This window comes from Mesorhizobium sp. CNPSo 4661 (assembly GCF_057784215.1).
This window is the reverse complement of record NZ_JBWGIO010000004.1, coordinates 92511-115196: the sequence shown is the minus strand read 5'-3', so window position 1 is coordinate 115196 and position 22686 is coordinate 92511. Positions and strand designations below refer to the sequence as shown.

General features: G+C 65.0%; 18 protein-coding genes. 1 reads left to right on the top strand and 17 read right to left on the bottom strand.

Annotation, left to right across the window (positions count from 1 at the left end):
* Positions 1-68: 68 nt before the first annotated feature.
* From AC0YKC_RS07215 to AC0YKC_RS07205, 3 genes are all read right to left on the bottom strand, one after another.
* Entirely contained in the window at positions 69-653 is a 585-nt protein-coding gene (locus AC0YKC_RS07215) for a helix-turn-helix domain-containing protein (RefSeq protein WP_320295127.1), read from the bottom strand.
* Between the two features lie 71 nt (positions 654-724).
* Positions 725-1564 (bottom strand): N-formylglutamate amidohydrolase, encoded by an 840-nt coding sequence (locus AC0YKC_RS07210; RefSeq protein ID WP_320295126.1) that lies wholly within the window; start codon positions 1562-1564, stop codon positions 725-727.
* Positions 1542-2951, bottom strand: a complete 1410-nt coding sequence (locus AC0YKC_RS07205) for an aldehyde dehydrogenase family protein (RefSeq protein ID WP_488510627.1) — start codon at positions 2949-2951, stop codon at positions 1542-1544. Before AC0YKC_RS07205 ends, AC0YKC_RS07210 begins: the two co-directional genes overlap by 23 nt.
* Positions 2952-3122: 171 nt before the next feature.
* Between AC0YKC_RS07205 and AC0YKC_RS07200 the strand changes: the two genes are divergently transcribed.
* Positions 3123-3881, top strand: a complete 759-nt coding sequence (locus AC0YKC_RS07200; RefSeq protein WP_320295124.1) for an SDR family NAD(P)-dependent oxidoreductase — start codon at positions 3123-3125, stop codon at positions 3879-3881.
* Between the two features lie 131 nt (positions 3882-4012).
* Here the strand turns inward: AC0YKC_RS07200 and AC0YKC_RS07195 are convergent, their stop codons facing one another.
* The 14 genes from AC0YKC_RS07195 to murD all read right to left on the bottom strand — a co-directional run bounded on the left by AC0YKC_RS07195 (position 4013) and on the right by murD (position 22684).
* Complete coding sequence (locus AC0YKC_RS07195; protein WP_488510626.1) at positions 4013-4705, bottom strand: DUF2461 domain-containing protein; 693 nt, start codon at positions 4703-4705, stop codon at positions 4013-4015.
* Positions 4705-6912, bottom strand: coding sequence for an NAD-dependent DNA ligase LigA (gene ligA, locus AC0YKC_RS07190; RefSeq protein WP_488510625.1), 2208 nt, complete (start codon positions 6910-6912; stop codon positions 4705-4707). The genes AC0YKC_RS07195 and ligA overlap by 1 nt, the downstream gene beginning before the upstream one ends.
* 202 nt (positions 6913-7114) lie before the next feature.
* Positions 7115-8788 carry a DNA repair protein RecN gene (recN, locus tag AC0YKC_RS07185; RefSeq protein ID WP_320295121.1) on the bottom strand — a complete coding sequence of 558 codons (1674 nt, stop codon included), beginning with the start codon at positions 8786-8788 and terminating at the stop codon, positions 7115-7117.
* A gap of 8 nt (positions 8789-8796) precedes the next feature.
* Positions 8797-9666 carry an outer membrane protein assembly factor BamD gene (locus tag AC0YKC_RS07180; protein ID WP_320295120.1) on the bottom strand — a complete coding sequence of 290 codons (870 nt, stop codon included), beginning with the start codon at positions 9664-9666 and terminating at the stop codon, positions 8797-8799.
* 201 nt (positions 9667-9867) lie between these two features.
* Positions 9868-10815 carry a UDP-3-O-acyl-N-acetylglucosamine deacetylase gene (gene lpxC, locus AC0YKC_RS07175; RefSeq protein ID WP_488510624.1) on the bottom strand — a complete coding sequence of 316 codons (948 nt, stop codon included), beginning with the start codon at positions 10813-10815 and terminating at the stop codon, positions 9868-9870.
* Between the two features lie 406 nt (positions 10816-11221).
* On the bottom strand, positions 11222-12883 hold the full coding sequence (gene ftsZ / locus AC0YKC_RS07170) for a cell division protein FtsZ (RefSeq protein ID WP_488510623.1): 1662 nt from the start codon (positions 12881-12883) through the stop codon (positions 11222-11224).
* 67 nt (positions 12884-12950) lie between these two features.
* Entirely contained in the window at positions 12951-14258 is a 1308-nt protein-coding gene (ftsA, locus tag AC0YKC_RS07165; RefSeq protein WP_320295117.1) for a cell division protein FtsA, read from the bottom strand.
* Positions 14255-15199 carry a cell division protein FtsQ/DivIB gene (locus AC0YKC_RS07160; protein ID WP_434723351.1) on the bottom strand — a complete coding sequence of 315 codons (945 nt, stop codon included), beginning with the start codon at positions 15197-15199 and terminating at the stop codon, positions 14255-14257. The genes ftsA and AC0YKC_RS07160 overlap by 4 nt, the downstream gene beginning before the upstream one ends.
* Positions 15187-16113 carry a D-alanine--D-alanine ligase gene (locus AC0YKC_RS07155; RefSeq protein ID WP_320295115.1) on the bottom strand — a complete coding sequence of 309 codons (927 nt, stop codon included), beginning with the start codon at positions 16111-16113 and terminating at the stop codon, positions 15187-15189. Before AC0YKC_RS07155 ends, AC0YKC_RS07160 begins: the two co-directional genes overlap by 13 nt.
* 520 nt (positions 16114-16633) lie before the next feature.
* Positions 16634-17599 (bottom strand): UDP-N-acetylmuramate dehydrogenase, encoded by a 966-nt coding sequence (gene murB / locus AC0YKC_RS07150; RefSeq protein WP_488510622.1) that lies wholly within the window; start codon positions 17597-17599, stop codon positions 16634-16636.
* A complete protein-coding gene (gene murC, locus AC0YKC_RS07145; protein WP_320295113.1) occupies positions 17596-19002 on the bottom strand; it encodes a UDP-N-acetylmuramate--L-alanine ligase in 1407 nt (468 codons plus the stop codon). The genes murB and murC overlap by 4 nt, the downstream gene beginning before the upstream one ends.
* On the bottom strand, positions 18999-20123 hold the full coding sequence (gene murG / locus AC0YKC_RS07140; protein WP_488510621.1) for an undecaprenyldiphospho-muramoylpentapeptide beta-N-acetylglucosaminyltransferase: 1125 nt from the start codon (positions 20121-20123) through the stop codon (positions 18999-19001). Before murG ends, murC begins: the two co-directional genes overlap by 4 nt.
* Positions 20124-20129: 6 nt before the next feature.
* On the bottom strand, positions 20130-21281 hold the full coding sequence (ftsW, locus tag AC0YKC_RS07135; RefSeq protein WP_320295111.1) for a putative lipid II flippase FtsW: 1152 nt from the start codon (positions 21279-21281) through the stop codon (positions 20130-20132).
* Positions 21281-22684 carry a UDP-N-acetylmuramoyl-L-alanine--D-glutamate ligase gene (murD, locus tag AC0YKC_RS07130; RefSeq protein ID WP_320295110.1) on the bottom strand — a complete coding sequence of 468 codons (1404 nt, stop codon included), beginning with the start codon at positions 22682-22684 and terminating at the stop codon, positions 21281-21283. The genes ftsW and murD overlap by 1 nt, the downstream gene beginning before the upstream one ends.
* Positions 22685-22686 lie beyond the last annotated feature (2 nt).

Below are 22686 nucleotides of genomic sequence, written 5' to 3'. Positions count from 1 at the left end.
ACTTTTCCAGAACAAGTATTTTTTTCCATTTTAGAAAAATTCTTCAACGGAAGCCTTCGGACCGTCGGTCAGGCGCCTGTTCCCGGCGGCAGCCCGTCGCGCGGCACGGTGTTCGACATCAGCATGATGACGGGTTCGTCGCCGAGCGCGACATAGGCGTGCTGCATCTCGCCGTCGAACAGGATGCTGTCGCCGGGCTGCAGCACGGTCGGGTCGTAATGAAGCGTGTGCAGTTGCAGGCTGCCGCTCAGCACATGGATGAACTCTTCACCCGAATGGTTGCGCCAGCCGCCATTTTCCTCGAAGGTCCTGGCGCGCAGCGTGACGCGCCAGAAAATATTGGTCTTGTCGCGGAAATCGCTGCACAAGACCTCGAATTCCATGGCGTTGCCTTCATGCAGGATGCCACTGCCGGCGCGCGTGATCGAGCGGCGCGCCTGCGGCCCGGGCTTCGGGCTGAACAGGAACGAGGCCACCGGCACGTGCAGCACGCCGGCGATCATCAGCGCGATGTCGACGGTCAGCCTGGCCTTGCCGTTCTCCAGCTTCGACAGCTGCGAAACGGAAAGGCCGGAGCGCTCGCTGAGATCGCGCAAGGTGATGTTCTGCTGCTTGCGCGCGTCGCGGATCTTGCTGCCCACATTGCCTTGCATCGTCCACGCCCTTGGCTGTCGTGTTTCCAATTCGACAAGCTCTAGCGTTCCGCTATTTGAGCGTCCAGCCTTTAGACGGCTACGGCTGATTGCGGCCATAGGGACATCGCGACGGTGGCAAAGGCATTTTCGAGAAGGCGGCTGATGCGTTCGAAAGTTTCCGGATCAGCAAGTAGATCGTTGCGCACCTCGAGGTAAAGGCAGGGCCGGGCCTGCTGCAGCCCATGTCGGTTCAGCGTGTAGCCGACGGCCTGGCGCCAGTCGTAGGGTTCGTTGTCGCCGATCCTGAAGCCTGCTTCCACGCCCTGTACGCCGAGGGTTTTCAGCACCGAGGTGACGAAGGGCGACTGTTCCCGCCACAGCACGCCGATATCGACATTGCGTTTCACGCCGCCCATCACCGGCGTGAAGGAATGCACCGAGATCAGCGCCCGCCGGCCGGCGGCGGCTTCGATGATCGCCCGTTCGACCGGCGCCCAGGCGACAAGCTTGCGCAGCCTCGCATCCACGGCATCGACCGCCACATTGTCCGGCACCGGGATGCCGCCGAGGTCCGGCCGCATGAAATCCCACTCATCCGCGGGGCGGTTGTAGTCGAGGAACAGCCGCGAATAGCGCGCGATCACGGCCGGCGCCCGCAGTGTTCGCGAAAGCCGCCGCGTCAGCGCATCGACGCCGATGTCGACCGCGAAATGCGTACCGAGATAGGGCTCCGCCAGGCCAAGGTCGCGCCAGGGCGCCGGTACGACATTGCCGGCATGCTCGGCGATCAAAAGATACGGGCTGGCCGCATCCGGCAGCAGCCGTTCCACGCCGGCCGCGGCAAGCGCCGAGACCGCCGCATCGCCAAGCTTTTCAAGGTCCCGCACGGTCGGATGCCGCTGGCGGTCAAGCGATGACGGAGCGGACATGATAGGCTTTCGCCGCCGTCGCCTCGATCAGGCCGGCGCGCCCGTTGGTGCGGCCGAGACCGGAATTCTTGATGCCGCCCCAGGGCAGATAGAGGTCGGCGTGGTCGCAGCGGTTGAGGTAGACCGTGCCGGCCTCGACCTCGTCGAGCAAGGCCACGCCGCGCTCGACATCGCGCGTCCAGATCGAGGCGCTGAGGCCGTAGTCGCTGTCGTTCATCAGCCGGATCGCTTCGTCGTCGCCGCTGACCGCCTGGACGCAGGCCACCGGACCGAACAGCTCGTCGCGCATGATCTGCATGCTGTGATCGACGCCGGTCAGCACCTCGGGCGCGACATAGGCTGCCCCAAGCTTTGCCGCCTTGAGCGCGCCGTCCTGCGGCATCAGGCGCTTCGCTCCTGCCCGCACCGCGCCTTCGGTAAGGCCGCGAATGGTGTCGGCCGCAACCGCGCGCACCACCGGACCGACCATAGGCTTTTCGCCGATCGGATGGCCGATGCTCCACTTCGCCGTCTCGGCGACCAGCGCCTCGACGAAACGATCATGGATCGAGCGATCGACATAGATGCGCTCGACCGAGCAGCAGGACTGGCCGGCATTGGAATAGCTGCCCTCGGCAATCAACGGCACCGCCGCTTCGAGATCCGCGTCGGAGCGCACATAGGTCGGATCCTTCCCGCCGAGCTCGAGATGCACCTGGGTGAAGGTACCTGCGGCGGCCGCATGCACGCGTCTGCCGCCATTGACCGAACCGATGAAATTGACGGCGTTGAAGACGCCGGAGGCAATCAGCCGCTCGGCATCCGGATGGTCGAGATGCAGGCTCTGGAAGACGCCCTCGGGACCGCCGGCGGCGCGAAAAGCTTCTTCGGCAAGCTCCGCGATCAACGGCGTCTGCGGCGAGTGCTTGAAGATCACCACATTGCCGGCCGCCAGCGGCGACGTGACCAGATAGCCGAGCATGGCGGTCGGATAATTCCAGGCGCAGATCGACAGATGCAGGCCGCCGGCCACCGGCCTGGCGTAGCGGCGGATGTTCTCATCCGACGGGAACGGCATGTCGGCCAGCGTCTCGGGCGCGGCACCTGCAAGCAATTCGCCGATCAGCGCCAGGCGCGGCGTCTCGTCGGCCTGCCATAGCGGCCTGCCGATCTGCCATGCCACCGCGTCGGCCAGCGGGGCTGCGCGCGCCTTCATCTCCTCGCCGAAGCGCAAAAGGATGGCCAGCCGCTCGGCCAGCGGCGTTCGCCGCCAGCCCGGCAGCGCAGCGCGGGCCCGGGCGACGGCCGCCTCGATCGCCGAGCCGTCCACGTAGCTGCGTGTCGCATAGATCGAGCCGTCGACAGGAGAGGTAACCGCGAAGGTGCGCGCGCCGGAATGCAGGTTCATGGTCTTGGAATCCACCTGATAGGAAAGCCGTCAATCACGGCACGATATCGCGATTTTCCATTTTGGCAAATTTTTTCGAATACGGCTTGATGGATTTTTTGCCCGCCCCTATTGTCCGGCCATCGCGTCCTGGCGCAAAACGCGTCTCTGGCGCCAACAAGAGAGGGACAGATGGTCGTCTTTGATTTCACCGGCAGGCATGCGGTCGTCACCGGAGCGGGCGGCGGCATGGGCGAAGCGATCGCGCTGGCGCTGCTCGATGCCGGTGCCTCCGTCACCGCCATCGACATCAAGCCGCGCCCGGCCTCGCTTGCCGCCTATGACGACAGGCTGACCTTTGCGCAGGGCGATTTGACCAACGCCGCTTTCGTCGAGCAAACCATCGGCGCCGCCGGCCGCGAGCGCGGCGGCATCGACTTTCTCGCCAATGTCGCCGGCGTTCTGTGGTTCGGCCGCGACAAGTCTGCGCTCGATATGGACCTCGATGTCTGGGACCAGGTCTTCAACATCAATTTGAAATCCTTCGTGCACACCGCACGCGCCGTCGTTCCGTACATGCGTTCCGGCGGCCGCGGCGGTGCCATGGTGCATTTCTCGACCATCCAGTGGTATCGCGGCGATCCGAAACCGCAGGATGCCTATCAGGCCTCGAAGGCAGGCGTCTGCGCGCTGTCCAAGTCGCTGGCCATGCAGCTTGCCGGCGACGGCATCCGCTCCAACGCCATCTGCCCCGGCATGGCGCTGACGCCGCTGCAGGCGCGCTGGGACACCGAGGAGAAGCGCGCCGCCGTGGCGAACTACACGCCGCTCGGCCGCATCGGCACGCCGCAGGATATGGCCAATGCCGCGCTCTTCCTGCTCTCGGATGCCGCAAGCTACATCACCGGCATCGAACTCGCCGTCGACGGCGGCCTGCTGATGCGGATGTAAGCCTCTGGCGGCAGCGGACGGCGGCGTTAACGCATGTCTCCCGAAAGTGGGAACCGGTTTCGGGATAAAGACATGCGTAAAATCAAAAAACCTAAAGCGCATGGTGCGAATCTGAAAGATCGCGACGTGCTTTAGGCCGCCACGACCGTGCCCTGGATCGCCCTGCCCCAGTCGAGCAGCGGCTTGGCATGCAGGGTGAAATCGACAAGGTCGTCGACCAGTGCCGGCGAATGGATCGTCGCCGGATCGATGTCGTGCCGGACCACGAAATGCCGGTTGCGGACGGCCTGGGCGAGATCGTCGTCGCCGACGTCCTCGAAGCCGCGCGGCGCCCGCTTCAGGCAATCTTCCGGATCGAGCGCCAAGCCTGCCTTCTTGAGCGACGAGACCATGCCCCGGAACGCAGCCGGCCTGGTCACGATCGCCTTGCGCATCGCCTGCAGCAGTTCAGGCGCCGGCTGCCACCAGGCGACGCCGGCAAAGCAGCGCTCGAGCCCGATATGCACATAGAAGACGCCTTGCGACATCTTGCTGCCGTCCGGCGAAAGGATCGCCGACAGATGCCGGTTGTAAGGCCGTTTGTCCTTTGCAAAGCGCACGTCGCGGTTGATGCGGAACAGCGACCTCTTGCGGTCGCCTCGCAGCCCGAGCTTGGCCGTTTCGAAGCGCTCGCTCAGCGTCTCGACGAGATCGCAAAACGGCCCGTGCAGTTCGCTGTCGAAGAGGTCGCGGTTCTCCTGGAACCATTCGCGGCTCTGGTGGAAGTCGAGCGCCTTGAAGAAAGGAATGGCCTTCTGCCCAAAACCCTTGAACGCGCCCGCCATCAGCCAGCCCTGCCGATGCGCTGCAGCCAGGTGTCCTCGTCGATCACCTCGATGCCGAGCTCGCTCGCGACTTTCAGCTTCGAGCCGGCGCCGGCGCCCGCTACCACCAGATCGGTCTTGGCCGAAACCGAGCCCGCGACCTTGGCGCCGAGCCGCTCGGCCATCGCCTTGGCTTCCGAGCGCGTCATCTTTTCCAGCGAGCCGGTGAACACGACCGTCTTGCCGGAAACTTCGCTGCCGGCCGAGATTTCCATGACATAGGGCTTGGGGTGGACCTGCGCGAGCAAGGCATCCAGCACATCGTCATTGCGCTCATTGCCGAAGAAGTCGCGCAGCGCGTTGATCACTGTGTCGCCGATGCCGTTGATCGACGGAAAGACGCTGTGCGGATCCTCCGCCTTCGCCGTCTCCTTGCCGATTCGAATCAGCTCCTCGATGGTCGAGAACTGGCGGGCAAGCACGGCCGCCGTCGTCTCGCCGATATGGCGGATGCCGAGCGCGAAGATGAAGCGGTCGAGCTCCGGCTCGCGCCGCGCGTCGATGGCCGCGAACAATTTGTCGAGACCTTCATAGTTGCGCTCCTCGACGCTGCGCACATTCTTGCGCGTCTTGCCCGAGGCCTCCTCGCGCAGACGCGCCTGCTCCTCGCGCCGCTCGGCCAGCGCCTTGGTGACGGCTGGCCTTCGATCCTTCAGCGTGAAGATATCGGCAGCCGTCTTCACCAGCCCCGCATTGAAGAAGAGGTCGATGTTTTCCGCGCCGAGGCCTTCGATATCCAGCGCGCCGCGCGACACGAAATGGCGCAGCCTTTCCACGGCCTGGGCGGCGCAGATCAGCTCGCCGGTGCAGCGCCGCCGCGAATCCTCCTTGCCCGTCTTCTCGTTGATCTCGCGCGTCGCCGGCGAGCCGCAGACCGGGCAGGTATGCGGGAATTCGTAAGGCACCGCATTGGCCGGCCGCTTGTCGATGACGACGCTGACGATCTGCGGGATGACGTCGCCTGCCCGCTGGATCACCACCGTGTCGCCGATGCGCACGTCGATGCCGTCGCGGATCGGCTGGCCGTTGCTGTCGAAGCCCTTGATGTAGTCTTCATTATGCAGCGTGACGTTCTCGACCACCACGCCGCCGACCGTGACCGGGGCAAGCCGCGCTACTGGCGCCAGCGTGCCGGTACGGCCGACCTGGATGTCGATTTTCTCGACCGTCGTCATCGCCTGCTCGGCCGGGAATTTGTGGGCGACCGCCCAGCGCGGCTCGCCGGTGACGAAACCCCAGCGGCGCTGCAGCTCGAGCTGGTCGACCTTGTAGACGACGCCGTCTATGTCATAGCCCAGCGAGGAACGCTGCTCCTCGATCCGGTGATACTGCGCGATCAGGTCGTCGATCGACTTTGCCCGCACCATCAGCGGACTGACCTTAAAACCCCACTCGGCGAATTTCTGCACCGCTTCGAACTGCGTCGGCGCGGGGTCCGCCGTCGTGTAGCCCCAGGCATAGGCGAAGAATTTGAGGTTGCGGCTGGCGGTGACCGACGGGTCCTTCTGGCGCAGCGAGCCTGCTGCCGTGTTGCGCGGATTGACATAGTCCTGGCCGCCGACTGCCGCCGAACGCTGCTTCAGCGCCTCGAACTCGGCATAGGTCATGTAGACCTCGCCGCGGATTTCGATCGTCTCCGGCCAGCCCGACCCCTTCAGCTTTTTCGGAATGTCGGCAATCGTCTTCAGATTGGCCGTGATGTCCTCGCCGACCGCACCGTCGCCGCGCGTCGCGCCCTGCACGAACACGCCGTTCTCATAGCGCAGCGAAGCCGACAGCCCGTCGATCTTCGGCTCGGCGGTGAAGGCGATGTCGAGGTCCTTGTCGCGGTCGAAGAAGCGCCGGCCGCGTTCGATGAAATCGGCGACGTCCTGGTCCGTATAGGCCTTGGCGAGGCTGAGCATCGGCACGGCGTGGCGCACCTTGGCAAAACCTTCCGCCGGTGCGGCGCCAACCCGGAGCGACGGCGAATCCTCGCGCACCAGCCCCGGGAATTGCTCCTCAATGGCAAGATTGCGCCGCCGCAGCGCGTCATATTCGGCGTCGGTGATCGTCGGCGCGTCCTCGGCATGGTAGCGCCGATCATGTTCGGCGATCTCGGCCGCCAGCCGCTTCAGCTCATCCGCGGCTTCGCTTTCGCTCAACGAATCGACTGGCTTTTCCGACATGCGGCGCGGTCCTCAAATTGTGGCGGGCCACTATAAATCAGGATTCGCCGGCAGGGAGTCGGCTTGCGCAAAAATCATTCCTGAACAGCAACATGCAGCCATCTGCTGACTCCGCTTCCGGGGCCGGAGGATCAAGCATCGAGGATGTGTCGAGCAGGAAGCCACCATTCGCAGGTCGGCATCACGTGAATATCTACACAGCCTATGCGGCGGCCGTATTCTCGCGCAACAACCGCTCGGCCGCGGCGCGCGCCTCATCGGTAATGGTGGCGCCGGCCAGCATGCGCGCGATTTCTTCCTGGCGCGCGGCGCGGTCCATTTCGGCAATACCGGTGGCGACACGGTCCTTGCCGCCGGATTTCGAGATCAGGAAATGCGTGGCGGCGCGTGCCGCGACCTGCGGCGCATGCGTGACCGAAAGCACCTGCACCCGCTTCGACAGCCGCGCCAACCGCTGGCCGATGGCGTCGGCCACCGCGCCGCCGACGCCGGTGTCGATCTCGTCGAAGACCAGGGTCGGCGCCGAGCCGCGATCGGCGAGCGCCACCTTCAGCGCCAGCAGGAAGCGCGAGAGCTCGCCGCCCGACGCGACCTTCATCATCGGCCCCGGCCTTGTGCCCGGATTGGTCCGCACCCAGAATTCGACCTGGTCGATGCCTTCTTCCATGCGGCTTTCGGCATCGCTTCCCATCTCGACGATGAACTCGGCCCGTTCGAGCTTCAGCGCCGGCAGTTCCGCCATCACCGCCTTGCTCAGCCCCGACGCCGCCGCATGGCGCAGCGACGACAGCTGCGCCGCGGAAATGTCGTAGGCCTCGCGCCCGGCGGCGGCCTGCTTCTGCAGCGCATGCAGCCGCTCCTCGCCGGCATCGAGATCGGCAAGATCGGCCACCATCGTGTCGCGCAGTTGCGCCAGGTCGTCGACCGCGACATTGTGCTTGCGCGAGGCGGCGCGCAGCGCAAACAGACGCTCTTCGGCCTTCTCCAGACGCTGCGGATCATATTCGGTGGCGCGAAGCGCGGCTTCCACGCCGGACTGCGCCGCGTCGAGCGAGATCATCGCCTCGTCCAGCGACGTCACCACGTCGTCGAGCAGGCCGGGCGCTTCGCCCAACTTGCGCTGCAGCCGGCGCAACAGGCTGGCGAGCTGCGGCAAGGGCGAGGACGGCCCCGACAGAACATCCTGCGCGTCATGGATCTCGGCGGCGATCTTTTCGACGCGCATCATCTGCGCGCGCAATTCCGCAAGCTCCGTCTCCTCGCCCGGCTGCGGATCGAGTTTTGCGAGTTCGGCCACGGAAGCGCGCAGATAATCGGCCTCGCGCGCCGCCGCCTCGACCTTGGCGCGATGCCGGGAAAGCTCCTGCTCGCAGTTTCGCCAGTAGCGCCAGGCTTCGCCCGTGCCGCGCACGGCGCCCAGATGGCCACCGAAACTGTCCAGCAATTGGCGATGCGCGCCGGGATCGACCAGGGCGCGTTCGTCATGCTGGCCGTGAATCTCGACCAGCGCGCGGCCGACATCTCGCATCAGGGTGACGCTGGAGGGCTGGTCGTTGACGAAGACACGGGTGCGGCCGTCGGCCGTCTGCACGCGGCGCAGGATGATGTCGCCATCGTCCTCGATGTCGTTTTCGGCGAGCAGCGCGCGCGCCGGATGGTTGCGCGGCACGTCAAACACCGCGATGACCTGGCCTTGCGCGGCGCCGTGGCGCACGAGCGAGGTGTCGCCGCGCGCGCCAAGCGCTAGCGACAAAGCGTCGAGCAGGATGGATTTGCCGGCGCCGGTTTCGCCGGTCAACACCGAAAGCCCAGGCAGGAAGTCGATGTCCAGCTTCTCGATCAGGACGATATCGCGGATCGACAGTCTGGACAGCATCGCAAGCTTCAGGCGCCGGTGATCAGCTTCCCGGCCTTGGATATCCACGATCCGGCATTTTCGCGCGGCGCAAGCCCGTTGCTCTGCAGGAGCTTGTAGGAATCCTTGTACCACGAGCTGTCCGGATAGTTGTTGCCGAGCACCGCCGCCGCCGTCTGCGCTTCCGAGGTCAGGCCCATCGCATAGTAAGACTCGGTCAGGCGCGCCAGCGCCTCTTCGACATGGCGGGTGTTGGAATAGTTTTCGACGACGGTGCGGAAGCGCTTCACGGCGGCGATGTATTCGCGACGCTCGAGATAGTAGCGGCCGACCTGCATCTCCTTGCCGGCGAGTTGGTCGTTGGCGAAGCGGATCTTGTCCTTGGCGTCGCCGACATATTCGGAATTCGGCCAGCGCGTCACCAGTTCCTGCATGGTCTGGATGGTCTGGCGCGCTTCCTTCTGGTCCTGGGTGACGTCCTTGATCTGCCGGTAGTAGCTCAAGCCGATGATGTACTGCGCGTAAGCGGCATCGTCGGTCGAGGGATAAAGCGTCAGATAGCGCTTCGCGCTGCCGATGGCCTCGTCGTATTTGCCGGCGCGGTAGTCGGCGAAAGCGCCCATCACCATCGATTTGCGGGCAAATTCGGAATAGGGATGCTGGCGGTCGACAGCGTCGAACTTCTTGCTCGCCTCATCGAGGCGGCCGGCATTCATGTTGGCCAGGCCCTGGTTGTAGAGAACGTCGGCCGGTTCGGTCTGGTCGACATAGGTCGCCAGGTTGACGTCCTTCTCGGAGGACATGCAGGCCGACAGCACGAGCGCGGGAGCAACCACCGACAGCGCCAGCAAAACACCCCGACGCGGCGTTACCGATTGACCAACTCGCGAAAAAAACATGTTTGGATTCCGCCCCTTCGGCGTCGTTTCGGTCCGGGCCGCAGCCATAAACCATTATCCCCTTGCCCGGCAACGCTATGTCCGGCCAATCGCACATTTTTGTGGCAGGCCGGCGCCGCGCGCGAGGTTGTGCAATTTCAGCGATTCGTGATGCAATCGTGCAACACAGCCCGCCCTACAAAGCCAGAAAACGGTTAAAAATCAGATCACCCAGGGTGCGTAGACCGGCCGGCTGACGGCGATCATCTCGGCGACGCGGCCGCGCTCGCGGCGTCTCGTCTCGACGATCTCGAAGGCCGTATGGTCGGAAAGCAGCCGGCGCAAGGCCGAGGCATTCATCCGGTGCCCGCCACGGTAGGAACGGAAGCAGCCGATGAAGCGCGCGCCGGCCAGCGCCAGATCGCCCATCGCATCGAGCGTCTTGTGGCGCGCGAATTCATTGGGATAGCGCAGCCCGCCGACATTGATGACACGGTTGTCGTGGCCGATGACCAGTGAGTTCTCGAGCGACGAGCCGAGCGCGTAGCCGGCCGCCCAAAGCCTCTCGACATCCTTCATGAAGCCGAAGGTCCGCGCCCGCGCGATGTCGCGACGGAAGATGTCGGGATTGATGTCGGAGGCGAATTGCTGACGGCCGATCGCCGGACTTTCGAAATCGATCTCGACCTCGAACCGCGTACCGTCATAGGGACGGAACTCCGCCCAGGACGCGCCGGCTTCCACGCGCACCGGCTTGACGACACGGATATAGCGACGCCTCACCGCCAGCGTCTCGATGCCGGCCTGCTCGAAGGTTTCGACGAAGGCCATGGCGCTGCCGTCGAGAATGGGGACTTCCGGACCGTCGATATCGATGATGAGGTTGTCGATGCCAAGACCGAACACCGTGGCCATCAGATGCTCGACGGTGCCGATGTGCTCGCCGGCCGGATCGCCAAGCATGGTGCACAGATCGGTGGCGCCGACTTCCGCCACCAAGGCGCGGAACTCCCGCGCTTCGTCGCCATTCGAAAGATGGAAGACGATGCCGGTGTCGGCATCGGCCGGCAGGAAATGAACAGTGACGGTTTTGCCGCTATGGACGCCGATGCCAGCCAGCGTCGCACGCGATTTCACTGTCGTCTGATAGTCGTGCAAGAGTAACCCCATCGCCCAAAATGCCTGCGTCCGCTCCGTGGGCCCTGGGTATCTTGCAGCCAGTTGGATGGTCTGGCGCTCGCACAAAGGCGGCAAAATAAGCAAGAGCATGCGGCTCTGGTATGATCGGCAGGCAGGGCTACTCCCCGAATCCCGGCAAACCGACTTTAGTCCGTGGCGAAGATAATGGCCCGCTTTGGAGACTCCAAATCACGGTTTCTTACCCCATGTAACCGCGGGGCCGTGTCAGAAACAGCCAATAAGGCACTGTTTTTAATGCATTTTATAAAAGCAACAGGCAGACGATCTCTCGTCTGCCTGTTAACAACCGTTATATATCGTTAACGATCGGCGGTCCGCCGTGTCGACGATCGGCGATCCGCCATATCGACGATCGGCGATTCGATCGCCGTATCGGTCAGTTGGCCTGGCGGCGCAGGAAAGCCGGTATCTCCAGCTGGTCGTCTTCCTGGACCGTGCGGGCCTGCGGCGTCAGCCGGCCCTGGTCGTCGAGCTGGCCGCGGCGGGGCGCGTAGAGCTGCGGATCCTGGCTGGCGAGACGGCGCATCTCGGGCGCGGCCTGGCGCAGCTTCGGCTCGCGCGGCTGCGCCGGCTGGAGCCGGGCCGGCTCTTCCTCGCGGCGGGTAAGGCCGTTGGTCAGCCGCTTGATCAGCCCCATCGGACCGCTGTTCTCATGGTCCGCCGGACGGGTCTTGGCTTCGACTTCAGCCCTTACCACCGGCGGAAAGTCTTCCACGCGCGGCATGCGCTGCGGAGCCGCGGCCATCGGCTGCGGCATCTCGCGCTGCGGTGCGGGCTGCTGCATGGCCTGCTGCGGCACCACTGGCTGTGGCTGCGGCTGGGCCGGCGGAGCCTGGAAAATCTTGCTCTGCGGCCGGAAGTCGTCGACCGGCATCGGGCGCGGCTGGGCCATGGCCGCAGCGTTTGCCTCGGCAAGCTGGATCGCCTCGGCGACCGGGTCGGCCGCGCGCGGCTCGTAGGCCTGCGGCTGAACCGGGGCGGGACGGATTTCGGCAATCGGAGCCGCGGCCGGACGGGCGGCAGGCTTCTGCGGCGCGCGGATCGAGATCGGCGCGGCCGCGATTTCGGCCGCCGACTTGTCGATGCCGGTGGCGACGACCGACACGCGGATCACGCCTTCCAGTTCCTCGTCGAAGGTGGCGCCCAGGATGATGTTGGCGTCCTGGTCGACCTCCTCGCGGATACGGGTCGCAGCCTCGTCCACCTCGAACAGGGTGAGGTCGCGGCCGCCGGTGATCGAGATCAGCAGGCCCTTGGCGCCCTTCATCGAGGTTTCGTCGAGCAGCGGGTTGGCGATAGCAGCTTCGGCGGCGGCCATCGCGCGGCCCTCGCCCGAGGCTTCGCCGGTACCCATCATCGCCTTGCCCATCTCGCGCATCACCGAGCGGACGTCGGCGAAGTCAAGATTGATCAGGCCTTCCTTGACCATCAGGTCGGTGATGCAGGCAACGCCCGAATAGAGCACCTGGTCGGCCATGGCGAAGGCATCGGCGAAGGTGGTCTTGTCATTGGCCAGCCGGAACAGGTTCTGGTTGGGGATGACGATGAGCGTATCGACGCATTTCTGCAGCTCCTCGATGCCCAGGTCAGCCGTCTTCATGCGGCGCTGGCCTTCGAAGTGGAACGGCTTGGTGACGACGCCGACGGTGAGGATGCCCTTCTCGCGCGCAGCGCGGGCAACGACCGGAGCTGCGCCCGTGCCGGTGCCACCGCCCATGCCGGCGGTGACGAAGCACATATGTGTGTTGGACAGATGATCGATGATCTCGTCGATGCACTCTTCCGCCGCCGCGCGGCCGACTTCCGGCTGCGAACCGGCGCCGAGGCCCTCGGTGACATGCGCGCCGAGCTGGATCAACCGCTCGGCCTTCGACATGGTCAGCGCCTGCGCGTCGGTGTTGGCCACCACGAACTCAACGCCGCGCAGGCCGGCTGTGATCATGTTGTTCACGGCATTGCCGCCGCCGCCGCCGACACCGAACACGGTGATGCGGGGCTTAAGCTCGGTGATGTCCGGCTTCTGCAGATTGATAGTCATTGTCTCCGTCCTTTGCCTTTCCCGCCGCCTCGCCGCTGCGGCCGCCTATGGGGCTGTCCCCGTCAAATTAAAAACTGTCTCTCAACCACTGACTCATGCGATGCAGTTTTCCGCCCGTTCCGGTCATCCTGAAACCGGAAAGTCCTTTCGCCGAATGGCTCTCGAAGCTCGCCATCTGCGGATAGATCATCAGTCCGACCGGGGTCGAGAACGCCGGTCCCTTGGCCGCTTCCGGCAGGCCGGCAACGCCGAGCGGCCGGCCGATGCGCACATTGCGCCCGAGGATGCGGCGTGCCGCTTCCGGCAGGCCGGAAAGCTGACTGGCCCCGCCGGTGAGCACGACGCGCTTGCCCACGGCATTGCCGTAGCCGGACTTGTTCAGCCGGTCGCGCAGAAGCTCCAGTGTCTCGTCGATGCGGGCGCGGATGATGCGCGTCATCACCGAGCGCGGGATCTGCAGCGGCACATCGCCTTCCTCGCCGATCGGCTGGATCGAGACGAGGTCGCGGTCGTCGGCGCTGCCGGGCAGCGCCGAACCATGCATCACCTTCAGCCGCTCCGCGGCATCGAGCGAGGTCGACAGGCCCTTGGCCATGTCGAGCGTCACATGGTTGCCGCCGATCGCGATGGCGTCGCCATGGACGAACTTGCCTTCCGAGAACACCGAGATGGTCGTCGTGCCGCCGCCCATGTCGATGCAGGCCGCGCCCATTTCGAGCTCGTCGTCGACCAGCGAGGCAAGCCCGCTGGCATAGGGCGTCGCGACCATGCGTTCGACCGACAGATGCGAGCGGTTGATGCAAAGCTCGAGATTGCGCATCGGCGCCGCATCGCCGGTCAAGACATGCATGTCGACGCCAAGCGCATCGCCCACCATGCCGCGCGGGTCGCGCATGCCGCGCTCGCCATCGAGCGAGAAACCGACGGGCAGCGAATGGATCACCTCGCGCTCGGCCCTGAGCGCCTGCTTGGCGCCGGCGGCGAGCACGCGCTTGATGTCGATTTCCTCGACCTGATGGCCGCCGAGATTGATGGTCGCCGAGAAGGCTTCGCTCTTCAGCCGGCCGGCCGTCATGTTGACGATGAGGGAATCGACCGTCAGCCCGGCCATGCGCTCGGCCGCATCGACGGCAAGCCGGATGGCATGCTCGGCGCGATCGAGATCGACCACGACGCCGGACTTCACGCCTTGCGACTTCTGGTGGCCGATGCCGATCACCTGGATGCGGTGCGAGCGCCCGCGCAGCAGCTTGCCGTCCTCGTTCGGCTTGAGCTTCGCCACGACGCAGCAAACCTTGCTGGAGCCGACATCGAGCACCGTGAGCGTGCCCGACCGGCGCGAAGAAGCATCACCGCTGCCGCCAAGCCAGCTCATATCTTCGTCTCCGCCTTGCGCTTGGCCAGGTTCTTCGGCTTGTCGCTGAGCGCGGCTTCGCGCTGCGTCGCCGCTTCCGGCGACAGCTCCACGACCAGCCGGTCGGAGAGCCGCATGTCGACGGCGGCGATGTCGCGCGTCAGCAACCCGTTGCCATGATCGATCTTGACGAGTTCCGCGATCGCCTGGTCCTCGTCATCTTCTGGCAGCTTGACCGTGATGCCGTTTTCAAGCCGCAGATCCCAGCGCCGTTCGCCGACACGGATGTAACCTTTGACCCGCGCCGCAAGCTCGGGGTAGCGCTCGATCTTGGCGAGGAAAGCCGGCGCCATCGCCGGGGCGCCCGCGCCGATGATCAGGGGAAGCAGCGCCTGCTTGCCGCCCGAGAATGGCGCGATCACCTCGCCAGACCGCTCGATGACCGAAACAGAAGTACCCTGCTGCCAGAGCGCGAAGGGCTGGCGCTCCTCAATGCGCACTTCCAGCGTATGCGGGTAGATCTTGCGCACCGCCGCACCCTCGACCCAGGGCAGAGTGACAATACGCTCCCGCGCGGCCTCTGCATCGAAGCCGATCAGCGAGGTCCAGCCGTCGAGGCCGAGCCGGTCGAGCACGTCGATCTCGGATGTCTGGCGGTTGCCGACCACCTTGATCTGGTCGACGGCAAAGCCGGTGCGCGCCGTCACGCCCTGCACAATGCTGTCGGTGTAGCCGCCGAGAAAAGCGCCATAGGCGCTGCTGGATGCGATCAGCGCGGCGGAAAGGATCGCCGCCGAAAAGCGCGGCGCCTCATACTCGCCGCCGCACAGGCGCGCCAGCACGCGCATCGGCCGGCGAAGCTGACGCGGCAACACGAAACGGTCGAATGACAGCGACATGCCGAACGGCGCGGACCGAGCCGCGCCACCGCCATTACCCTGTCCCCACCTCAACGCAGACACGAAGCGTCCTCCACCATCCAACTCAACAAATCGCCGAACGAGTGCCCCGCTTGCGCGGCGATTTCAGGCACCAGAGACGTCGGCGTCATGCCCGGCTGAGTGTTGACCTCGAGCCAGACAACCTCGCCGTTTTCGGAGTGACGGTCGTCGTAACGGAAGTCCGATCGGGAAACGCCCCGGCAACCAATGGCAAGATGAGCCTTGAGGGCCAGTGTCTGTATTTTTTGGTAAATATTCGGTGAAATTTTAGCAGGGATTTCGTGTTTTGATCCGCCGGGAACGTATTTTGAATCGTAATCGTAGAAGGAATGCCCAGTCGGGATGATCTCGCAGACGCCGAGCGCCACATCGCCCATCACCGCGCAGGTCAATTCGCGCCCATGGATGTAGCGCTCGACCATGACGATCTCGCCATATTGCCATTCGGTCGAACCGATCACCTGCGGCGGATGCGACTGCCCCTCATGCACGATGACCACGCCGAAGCTCGACCCCTCATTGACCGGCTTGACCACATAAGGCGGCTTCATCGGATGCTTGTTCTGGATCGCGAAGCGGTTGACCACCTTGGATTCCGCGACCGGAATGCCCGACGCCTTGGCAACCTTCTTGGCTTGCTCCTTGTTCATGGCCAACGCCGAAGCGAGCACGCCCGAATGGGTGTAGGGAATTCCGAGATATTCGAGAATTCCCTGGATGGTGCCGTCCTCGCCGAACGGACCGTGCAGCGCATTGAAGGCGACGTCGGGCTTGAGCTCGGCAAGCACAGACCCGACATCGCGCGAAACATCGACGCGGGTGACCTGATAGCCTTCATTCTCGAGCGCATCCGCACACGCTTTCCCCGAAGACAGAGACACGGGCCGCTCCGAGGAGAATCCACCCAGAAGGACAGCCACATGCTTGTTCTTCATTTCCCGTCATCCCCTCTCACGCCGGGCCTGCAACCGATATTCCCGCACCGCATTCCCAAGCATTGAGTCCGAGTCTTCCGGCAGGTTGCCCCCCAGACGGAAAACGCGGCTTAACGCGTCGAACGACTCAAATCAGGAAACGCTTTAGGGCAGAGAATCAGAGAGTTGATTCCCTGGCAAGTGCCTATGATTCCGAGAGATTCACTTTCCGCGAAAACAGCCGCAAAAAGTGTGTTGTTGAGTCTTTGTGGCAACGGTTGACGCCGCTGAGAGGCGCCGAAGTTCAAGTACTACTTGAACGTCACAGGGAGCCAAGATGTGTTGAGATTCAGGTCAGGCCGAGCCGAGAGGGGTGGCTTTCGAGAACCGGCCTACGCCGGCCGTAGCCTTCGTAGAGCTGAGACAACCCATAAGGGCTTCGGCCGGCGAAGGCCGGAGCGGAGCGTACTAAAGTACGTGAGCACCGGAAGCGCAGTAAGCCGCCGTTCGCAGGCCAGTCTCACCTGAATATCGGCACATCTCAAAGGAGCTGGCCGAGGAACTCTTGCACCGCATGGCCGGGGCGGAAATTGCCCAGGCGCTTGATCTCCCAATGCAGCCGGATGCCGGAGTTCTCCAGCACCCGCGCCCGCACCGTCTCGCCGAGATATTCGAGGTCGTAGCCGGTGGCGGTGCCGGTGTTGATCATGAAGTTGCAATGCATCGGCGACATCTGCGCGCCGCCGATCATCAGCCCGCGACAGCCGGCCTTGTCGATCTCCTTCCAGGCCGAGGTGCCTTCCGGATTCTTGAAGGTCGAGCCGCCGGTTTTTTCGCGGATCGGCTGCACCGTCTCGCGATGGTTCTGCACGGCATCCATCGCCGCCTTGATCGCGGCCTTGTCCTCGGCAACGCCTTCGAAGGTGGCCGAGGTGAAGATCAGGCCGGCGGGCGCGGAGGAATGGCGATAGGCAAAACCCATATCGGCATTGCCGAGCGTATGGAGATTGCCCTTGCGGTCCAGCGCCCGCACCTCGACGACCCGCTCGCGCGTCTCGACGCCGTTGGCGCCGGCATTCATGCGCAGCGCGCCGCCGATGGCGCCGGGAATGCCATGGTAAAAATGGAAGCCGCCGATGCCGGCTTCATAGGCCACCGCGGCGACACGCTTGTCCGGCGTTGCAGCACCTGCCTCGATCGTGGTCGGCCCGGTGGCCTCGGCCTCACCGAAACCCTTGGCCGAGAGCCTGACGACGAAGCCGGGAATGCCGCCGTCGCGCACCAGAAGATTGGAACCTACGCCGACCACCATGATCGGCACCTCTTCCGGCACCGCGCGCAGGAAGGCCGCCAGGTCTTCCTCATCGGCCGGCTGGAACAGCGCCTCCGCCAGGCCGCCGGCCCGGAACCAGGTGATCTTGTCCATCTCGGCATTGGGCGTGATACGGCCACGCAGGCCGGAAAGCTTGCCGCCGAGCTTGTCGATGAGATCCTGGCCGCGCATCATGAGGGCGTTCCACCGAGTTCCTTGGGCAGCGCGTAAGCCCATTGGGTGATGTTGCCGGCGCCGAGGAAGACGACGAAATCGCCGGGCTTGGCAAGCTCGCGAATGGCCGGCGCGATCGCCGCCGCGCCATCGATATAACGCGCGTCGCGATGGCCGCCGGAGCGGATGCGCGACACCAGCGCGTCGGAGGTCGCGCCTTCGATGGGTTCCTCGCCGGCCGCATAGACCGGCGCCACCATGACGGTGTCGGCATCGTTGAAGCAGACGGAGAATTCGTCGAAGAGATCGTGCAGGCGGGTGAAGCGATGCGGCTGCGCGATGGCGATGACACGCCCCTTGGTCGCGCTGCGCGCGGCCTTCAGCACCGCCGCGATCTCGACCGGATGATGGCCGTAGTCGTCGAACACCTCGACGCCGTTCCACGAACCGGTATGGGTGAAGCGCCGCTTGACGCCGGCGAAGGACGACAGGCCCTTCTTGATCGCCTCGGCCGAAAGGCCAAGCTCATGCGCGACCGCGATCGCCGCCGTCGCGTTGGATACGTTATGCCGGCCGGGCATCGGCAGGCGCAGGCCCTCTATCGAGGTCGTGCCGCGCCCCTTGCGGTCGCGGATCACGACATCGAACTCCGAGATCGCGCCCTGCATGCGGTGGTTGGTGAAGCGCACGTCGGCCTGCGCGTTCTCGCCATAGGTGATGACGCGCCGGTCCTCGATGCGGCCGACCAGTGCCTGCACTTCCGGATGGTCGGTGCACATCACGCCGAAGCCGTAGAACGGCACGTTCTCGACGAACTGGCGGAAGGCCTCGCGCACCTTGTCAAAGCTGCCATAGTGATCGAGATGCTCGGGATCGATGTTGGTGACGACGGCGATGTCGGCCGGCAGCTTCAGGAAGGTGCCGTCGCTCTCGTCGGCCTCGACCACCATCCACTCGCCATCGCCCATGCGCGCATTGGTGCCGTAGGCGTTGATGATGCCGCCATTGATGACGGTCGGATCGAGCCCACCGGCTTCGAGCAGCGTCGCCACCATGGAGGTGGTCGTCGTCTTGCCATGCGTACCGCCGATGGCGACCGCCTGGCGGAAGCGCATCAGTTCCGCCAGCATCTCGGCGCGGCGCACGATCGGCAGCAGCTTTTCGCGCGCGGCCTTCAGTTCCGGGTTGGACTTCTTGATCGCGGTCGAAACGACCACGACTTCGGCGTCGCCGAGATTCTCGGCCCTGTGGCCGACGAAGCATTCGATGCCCTTGTCGCGCAGCCGCTGCACATTGGCGCCGTCGGCCTGGTCCGACCCCTGCACCTTGTAGCCGAGATTGTGCAGCACCTCGGCGATGCCGCTCATGCCGATGCCGCCGATGCCGATGAAATGCACAAGGCCGATCGTCTGCGGCATCTTCATGCGCGCGTCCTCCTGTAGTCCGAAACCGTCTTGCCGGACGCAATAGCCTCTGTCAGATCGGCGAGCAACCGCGCCGCGTTCGGTTTGCCGGCCGAACGGGCGGCGGCGGCCATGGTCGCCAGCCGGCTCGGATCCTTGATCAGCCCGCCGGCCAGCTCGGCGATCCTCTCCGCCGACAGCGTCGACTGCGGATGGAGCTCGGCCCCGCCGGCGGCGGCAAGCGCCGCAGCATTCGCCGCCTGGTCGTGGTCGAGCGCGTGCGGATAAGGCACCAGCAGCGCCGGCCGGCCGATGACGGCGATTTCCGAAACCGTCGAGGCGCCGGAGCGAGACATCACCAGATGCGCCGCTCCCATGCGCGCCGCCATGTCGGTGAAGAAGGGCGAAACCTGGACGTCGACGCCGAGTTCGGCATAGGCGGCCTTCACCCGCGCCACATCCTCGGCCCGCGCCTGCTGGGTGATCAGCAGCCGCTTGCGCAGGTCTCGCGGCAGCAGTGCGATCGCCGCCGGCACGGCATCGGAAAAGAACTGCGCGCCCTGGCTGCCGCCGAACACCAGGAAGCGGAACGGCTCGCCCTCGTTCGATACCACGTAAGGCGTTTTCGCTGCCTCGAGGACCTGCGGCCTGACCGGATTGCCGGTGGTCACCGTCTTTGCGCCGTCAGCGCTGGCGCCCTCCGGCAGGAAGCCGCCGGCGATCGCGTCCACGCGGCTGGCAAGCGCCTTGTTGGCGCGGCCCATGACGGCATTCTGCTCATGGATCAGCGTCGGCACTCTTCGCCGTGTCGCCGCGTAGAGCGGCGGCAGCGTCGGATAGCCGCCGAAACCGACGACCGCCTCCGGCTTGATCCTGGCGATGATCCTTCCCCCTTCGCGCACGCCCTGCCAGATTTTCCAGAAGGCCGAGATCACGGCCACCGGATTCTTCGATCCCAGCGTCGCCGAGGCGATCGCGTGGATGTCGGCGGCGGGAAACTGGCCGGAATAACGCTCGGCGCGACGGTCGGTGGCGAGATGCACCTTCCAGCCGCGTTCGATCAGCTCATGCGCCAGCGCCTCGGCCGGAAACAGATGTCCGCCCGTTCCGCCGGCTGCAAGCAGGATGACACCCTTCGCCATCCCGCCTCATTCCGCCGGGATTGCGCGCTGCGAAAGGACGAAGCCCATCTGCTTGCGCTTTTCCGGACGCTTGCGCGTCAATGCGAGCACCATGCCCATCGAGACGGCGATGGCGATCTGCGAGGAGCCGCCATAGGAGATGAAGGGCAGCGTCATGCCCTTGGCCGGCATCAGTTGCAGGTTCACGCACATGTTGATGGCCGATTGCAGGCCGAAGACGGTGACGAGGCCACCGACCGCATAGCGGGTGAAATCGTCGTGCTCCTTGAGCGCGATGTTCAATCCCCGCAGCACGATGAAGGCGAAGATCGACATGATGAAGAAGCACATGATCAGCCCGAACTCCTCGCCCGCGACCGAGAAGACGAAATCGGTATGGGCATCCGGAACGATGCGCTTGACGGTTCCCTCGCCCGGCCCGACGCCGAACCAACTGCCGTTGATCAACGCCTCGCGGCCCATGTCGACCTGGAAGGTATCGCCTTCGCCGGTCAGAAACTTGTCGATGCGCAGGGCAACGTGCGGGAACACCGAATAGGCCGCGAACAGACCGCTTGCCCCGATCACGCCGAGAGCCATGATCCACAGCCACGGCAGGCCGGCCATGAAGAACATGACGCCCCATGTGCCGGTCACCAGCATGGTCTGACCGAGGTCAGGCTGAGCGACCAGGAGAGAGACCACCAGCACAAGCAAAAGCAGCGCGAACAGGTTGCCGGGAATATCGGGCTGGCGCCTGTGCTCGGCAAACAGCCAGGCGCAGATGACGACGAATGCCGGCTTCAGGAATTCGGACGGCTGGATGGAGAGCCCGGCGAGCGACACCCAGCGGCGCGCGCCCTTCACCTCGACGCCGACGTAGAGCACCGCCACCATCAGCACCAGCATGATGCAGAGCATCACCAGCGACATGCGCCTTATCTGCCGCGCCTCCAGGAAGGAGACCGCAAGCATGACGATCAGCGCCGGGATGGTGAAGATGACCTGTCTGGTGGCGAAGTGGAAGCTGTCGAGGCCGATACGCTCGGCCACCGCGGGGCTCGCCGCGAAGGACAAGATGATGCCCAGCCCCATCAGCGACAGGAACGCGGCCAGGAACCATCGATCGATGGTCCACCACCAGGTTGCAACAGGACTTTTGTCGAGACGGCTTTGCATCAACGTGGCCCTCCGATGGGTTTCACACCATCAATAGCAGTCGCAGCTTGCCTGAAGGCTTCGCCGCGAACTTCGAAATTCTTGAACTGGTCGAAACTGGCGCAGGCCGGCGAAAGCAGCACCACGGCCTCGCCGCCGGTGTCGCGTGCCGCGTCGTTTGCGGCATGTTCCACCGCCGCCGCCAGCGTTCCGGATATTTCGTAGGGCACCGCCTCGCCGAGCGTCGCAGAGAAGGCAGGCGCCGCCTCGCCGATCAGATAGGCCTTGGCGATGCGCGGGAAAAAGCCGCGCAGCGGCTCGATGCCGCCTTCCTTGGGCAGGCCGCCGGCGATCCAGTAGATACGGTTGGCAAAGCTCGACAGTGCGGGTGCGGCCGCATCGGCATTGGTCGCCTTGGAATCGTTGACGAACAGCACATGGTCCTTGCGGCCGACCTGCTCCATGCGATGCGCCAGCCCGGGGAAGCTCTCGAGCCCGGACTGGATCTCGCCGAGCTCGAGCCCGACTTTCAGGCAGGCGACGACGGCGGCCAGCGCGTTCTGTGCATTGTGCTGGCCGCGCAGCGAGCCGATACCTTCGAGGAAGGCGACGCGGCTGTAGCGGCCGTGCACGGCTTCCATCAGATTGGTGCCGTCGGCGAAATAGCCGTCGGTCAGCGGCAGGCGCTTGGAGATGCGGACGACCTGCCGGCCGGCCCGTTCCAGCCGGTCGGCGATCTGGGCGCCCCAGGAATCGTCGACGCCGACGATCGCGGTGTCGCTGCCGGCGACCAGCCGTTCCTTGATCGAGGCGTAATGCGCCATCGTGCCGTGCCGGTCGAGATGGTCTGGCGTCAGGTTGAGCAGGATGCCGGCGGTCGGATTGATCGAGGGCGCAAGGTCGATCTGGTAGGACGAGCACTCGACCACATAGTGCCGCGTCGGTTCGGGCGGATCGAGCGTCATGATGGCGCGGCCGATATTGCCACCCATCTGCGTGTCGCGGCCCGCCGCTTTCAGGATATGCGCCGTCAGCGCCGTCGTCGTGGACTTGCCGTTGGTGCCGGTGATCGCGATGAAGGGTGCTGCCGGCGCGCGGCTGATGCGCTCGCGGCAGAACAGCTCGATATCGCCGATCACCTCGACGCCGGCGCCGCGCGCCAGCTCAACCGTCCAATGCGGCTTCGGATGCGTCAGCGGCACGCCTGGCGACAGCACGAAGGCGGCGAAGCGCTGCCAGTCGGCGGCGCGCAGGTCGCCAGTCGCAATGCCAGCGGCCGCTGCCTTGGCGACGCTGTCAGGATTGTCGTCCCACGCCAGCACCTCGGCGCCGCCCGCGATCAGCGCATGCGCGGTGGCGATCCCCGAGCCGCCAAGCCCGAAAAGCGAAACGCGTTTGCCTGAAAAGGAAAAGGCGGGGATCAAGC

Excerpts from the sequence above, each read along its gene's own strand:
- AC0YKC_RS07215 (WP_320295127.1), bottom strand. The coding sequence starts at position 653 with ATGCAAGGCAATGTGGGCAGCAAGATCCGCGACGCGCGCAAGCAGCAG.
- AC0YKC_RS07210 (WP_320295126.1), bottom strand. The coding sequence starts at position 1,564 with ATGTCCGCTCCGTCATCGCTTGACCGCCAGCGGCATCCGACCGTGCGG.
- AC0YKC_RS07205 (WP_488510627.1), bottom strand. The coding sequence starts at position 2,951 with ATGAACCTGCATTCCGGCGCGCGCACCTTCGCGGTTACCTCTCCTGTC.
- AC0YKC_RS07200 (WP_320295124.1), top strand. The coding sequence starts at position 3,123 with ATGGTCGTCTTTGATTTCACCGGCAGGCATGCGGTCGTCACCGGAGCG.
- AC0YKC_RS07195 (WP_488510626.1), bottom strand. The coding sequence starts at position 4,705 with ATGGCGGGCGCGTTCAAGGGTTTTGGGCAGAAGGCCATTCCTTTCTTC.
- ligA (WP_488510625.1), bottom strand. The coding sequence starts at position 6,912 with ATGTCGGAAAAGCCAGTCGATTCGTTGAGCGAAAGCGAAGCCGCGGAT.
- recN (WP_320295121.1), bottom strand. The coding sequence starts at position 8,788 with ATGCTGTCCAGACTGTCGATCCGCGATATCGTCCTGATCGAGAAGCTG.
- AC0YKC_RS07180 (WP_320295120.1), bottom strand. The coding sequence starts at position 9,666 with ATGTTTTTTTCGCGAGTTGGTCAATCGGTAACGCCGCGTCGGGGTGTT.
- lpxC (WP_488510624.1), bottom strand. The coding sequence starts at position 10,815 with ATGGGGTTACTCTTGCACGACTATCAGACGACAGTGAAATCGCGTGCG.
- ftsZ (WP_488510623.1), bottom strand. The coding sequence starts at position 12,883 with ATGACTATCAATCTGCAGAAGCCGGACATCACCGAGCTTAAGCCCCGC.
- ftsA (WP_320295117.1), bottom strand. The coding sequence starts at position 14,258 with ATGAGCTGGCTTGGCGGCAGCGGTGATGCTTCTTCGCGCCGGTCGGGC.
- AC0YKC_RS07155 (WP_320295115.1), bottom strand. The coding sequence starts at position 16,113 with ATGAAGAACAAGCATGTGGCTGTCCTTCTGGGTGGATTCTCCTCGGAG.
- murB (WP_488510622.1), bottom strand. The coding sequence starts at position 17,599 with ATGATGCGCGGCCAGGATCTCATCGACAAGCTCGGCGGCAAGCTTTCC.
- murC (WP_320295113.1), bottom strand. The coding sequence starts at position 19,002 with ATGAAGATGCCGCAGACGATCGGCCTTGTGCATTTCATCGGCATCGGC.
- murG (WP_488510621.1), bottom strand. The coding sequence starts at position 20,123 with ATGGCGAAGGGTGTCATCCTGCTTGCAGCCGGCGGAACGGGCGGACAT.
- ftsW (WP_320295111.1), bottom strand. The coding sequence starts at position 21,281 with ATGCAAAGCCGTCTCGACAAAAGTCCTGTTGCAACCTGGTGGTGGACC.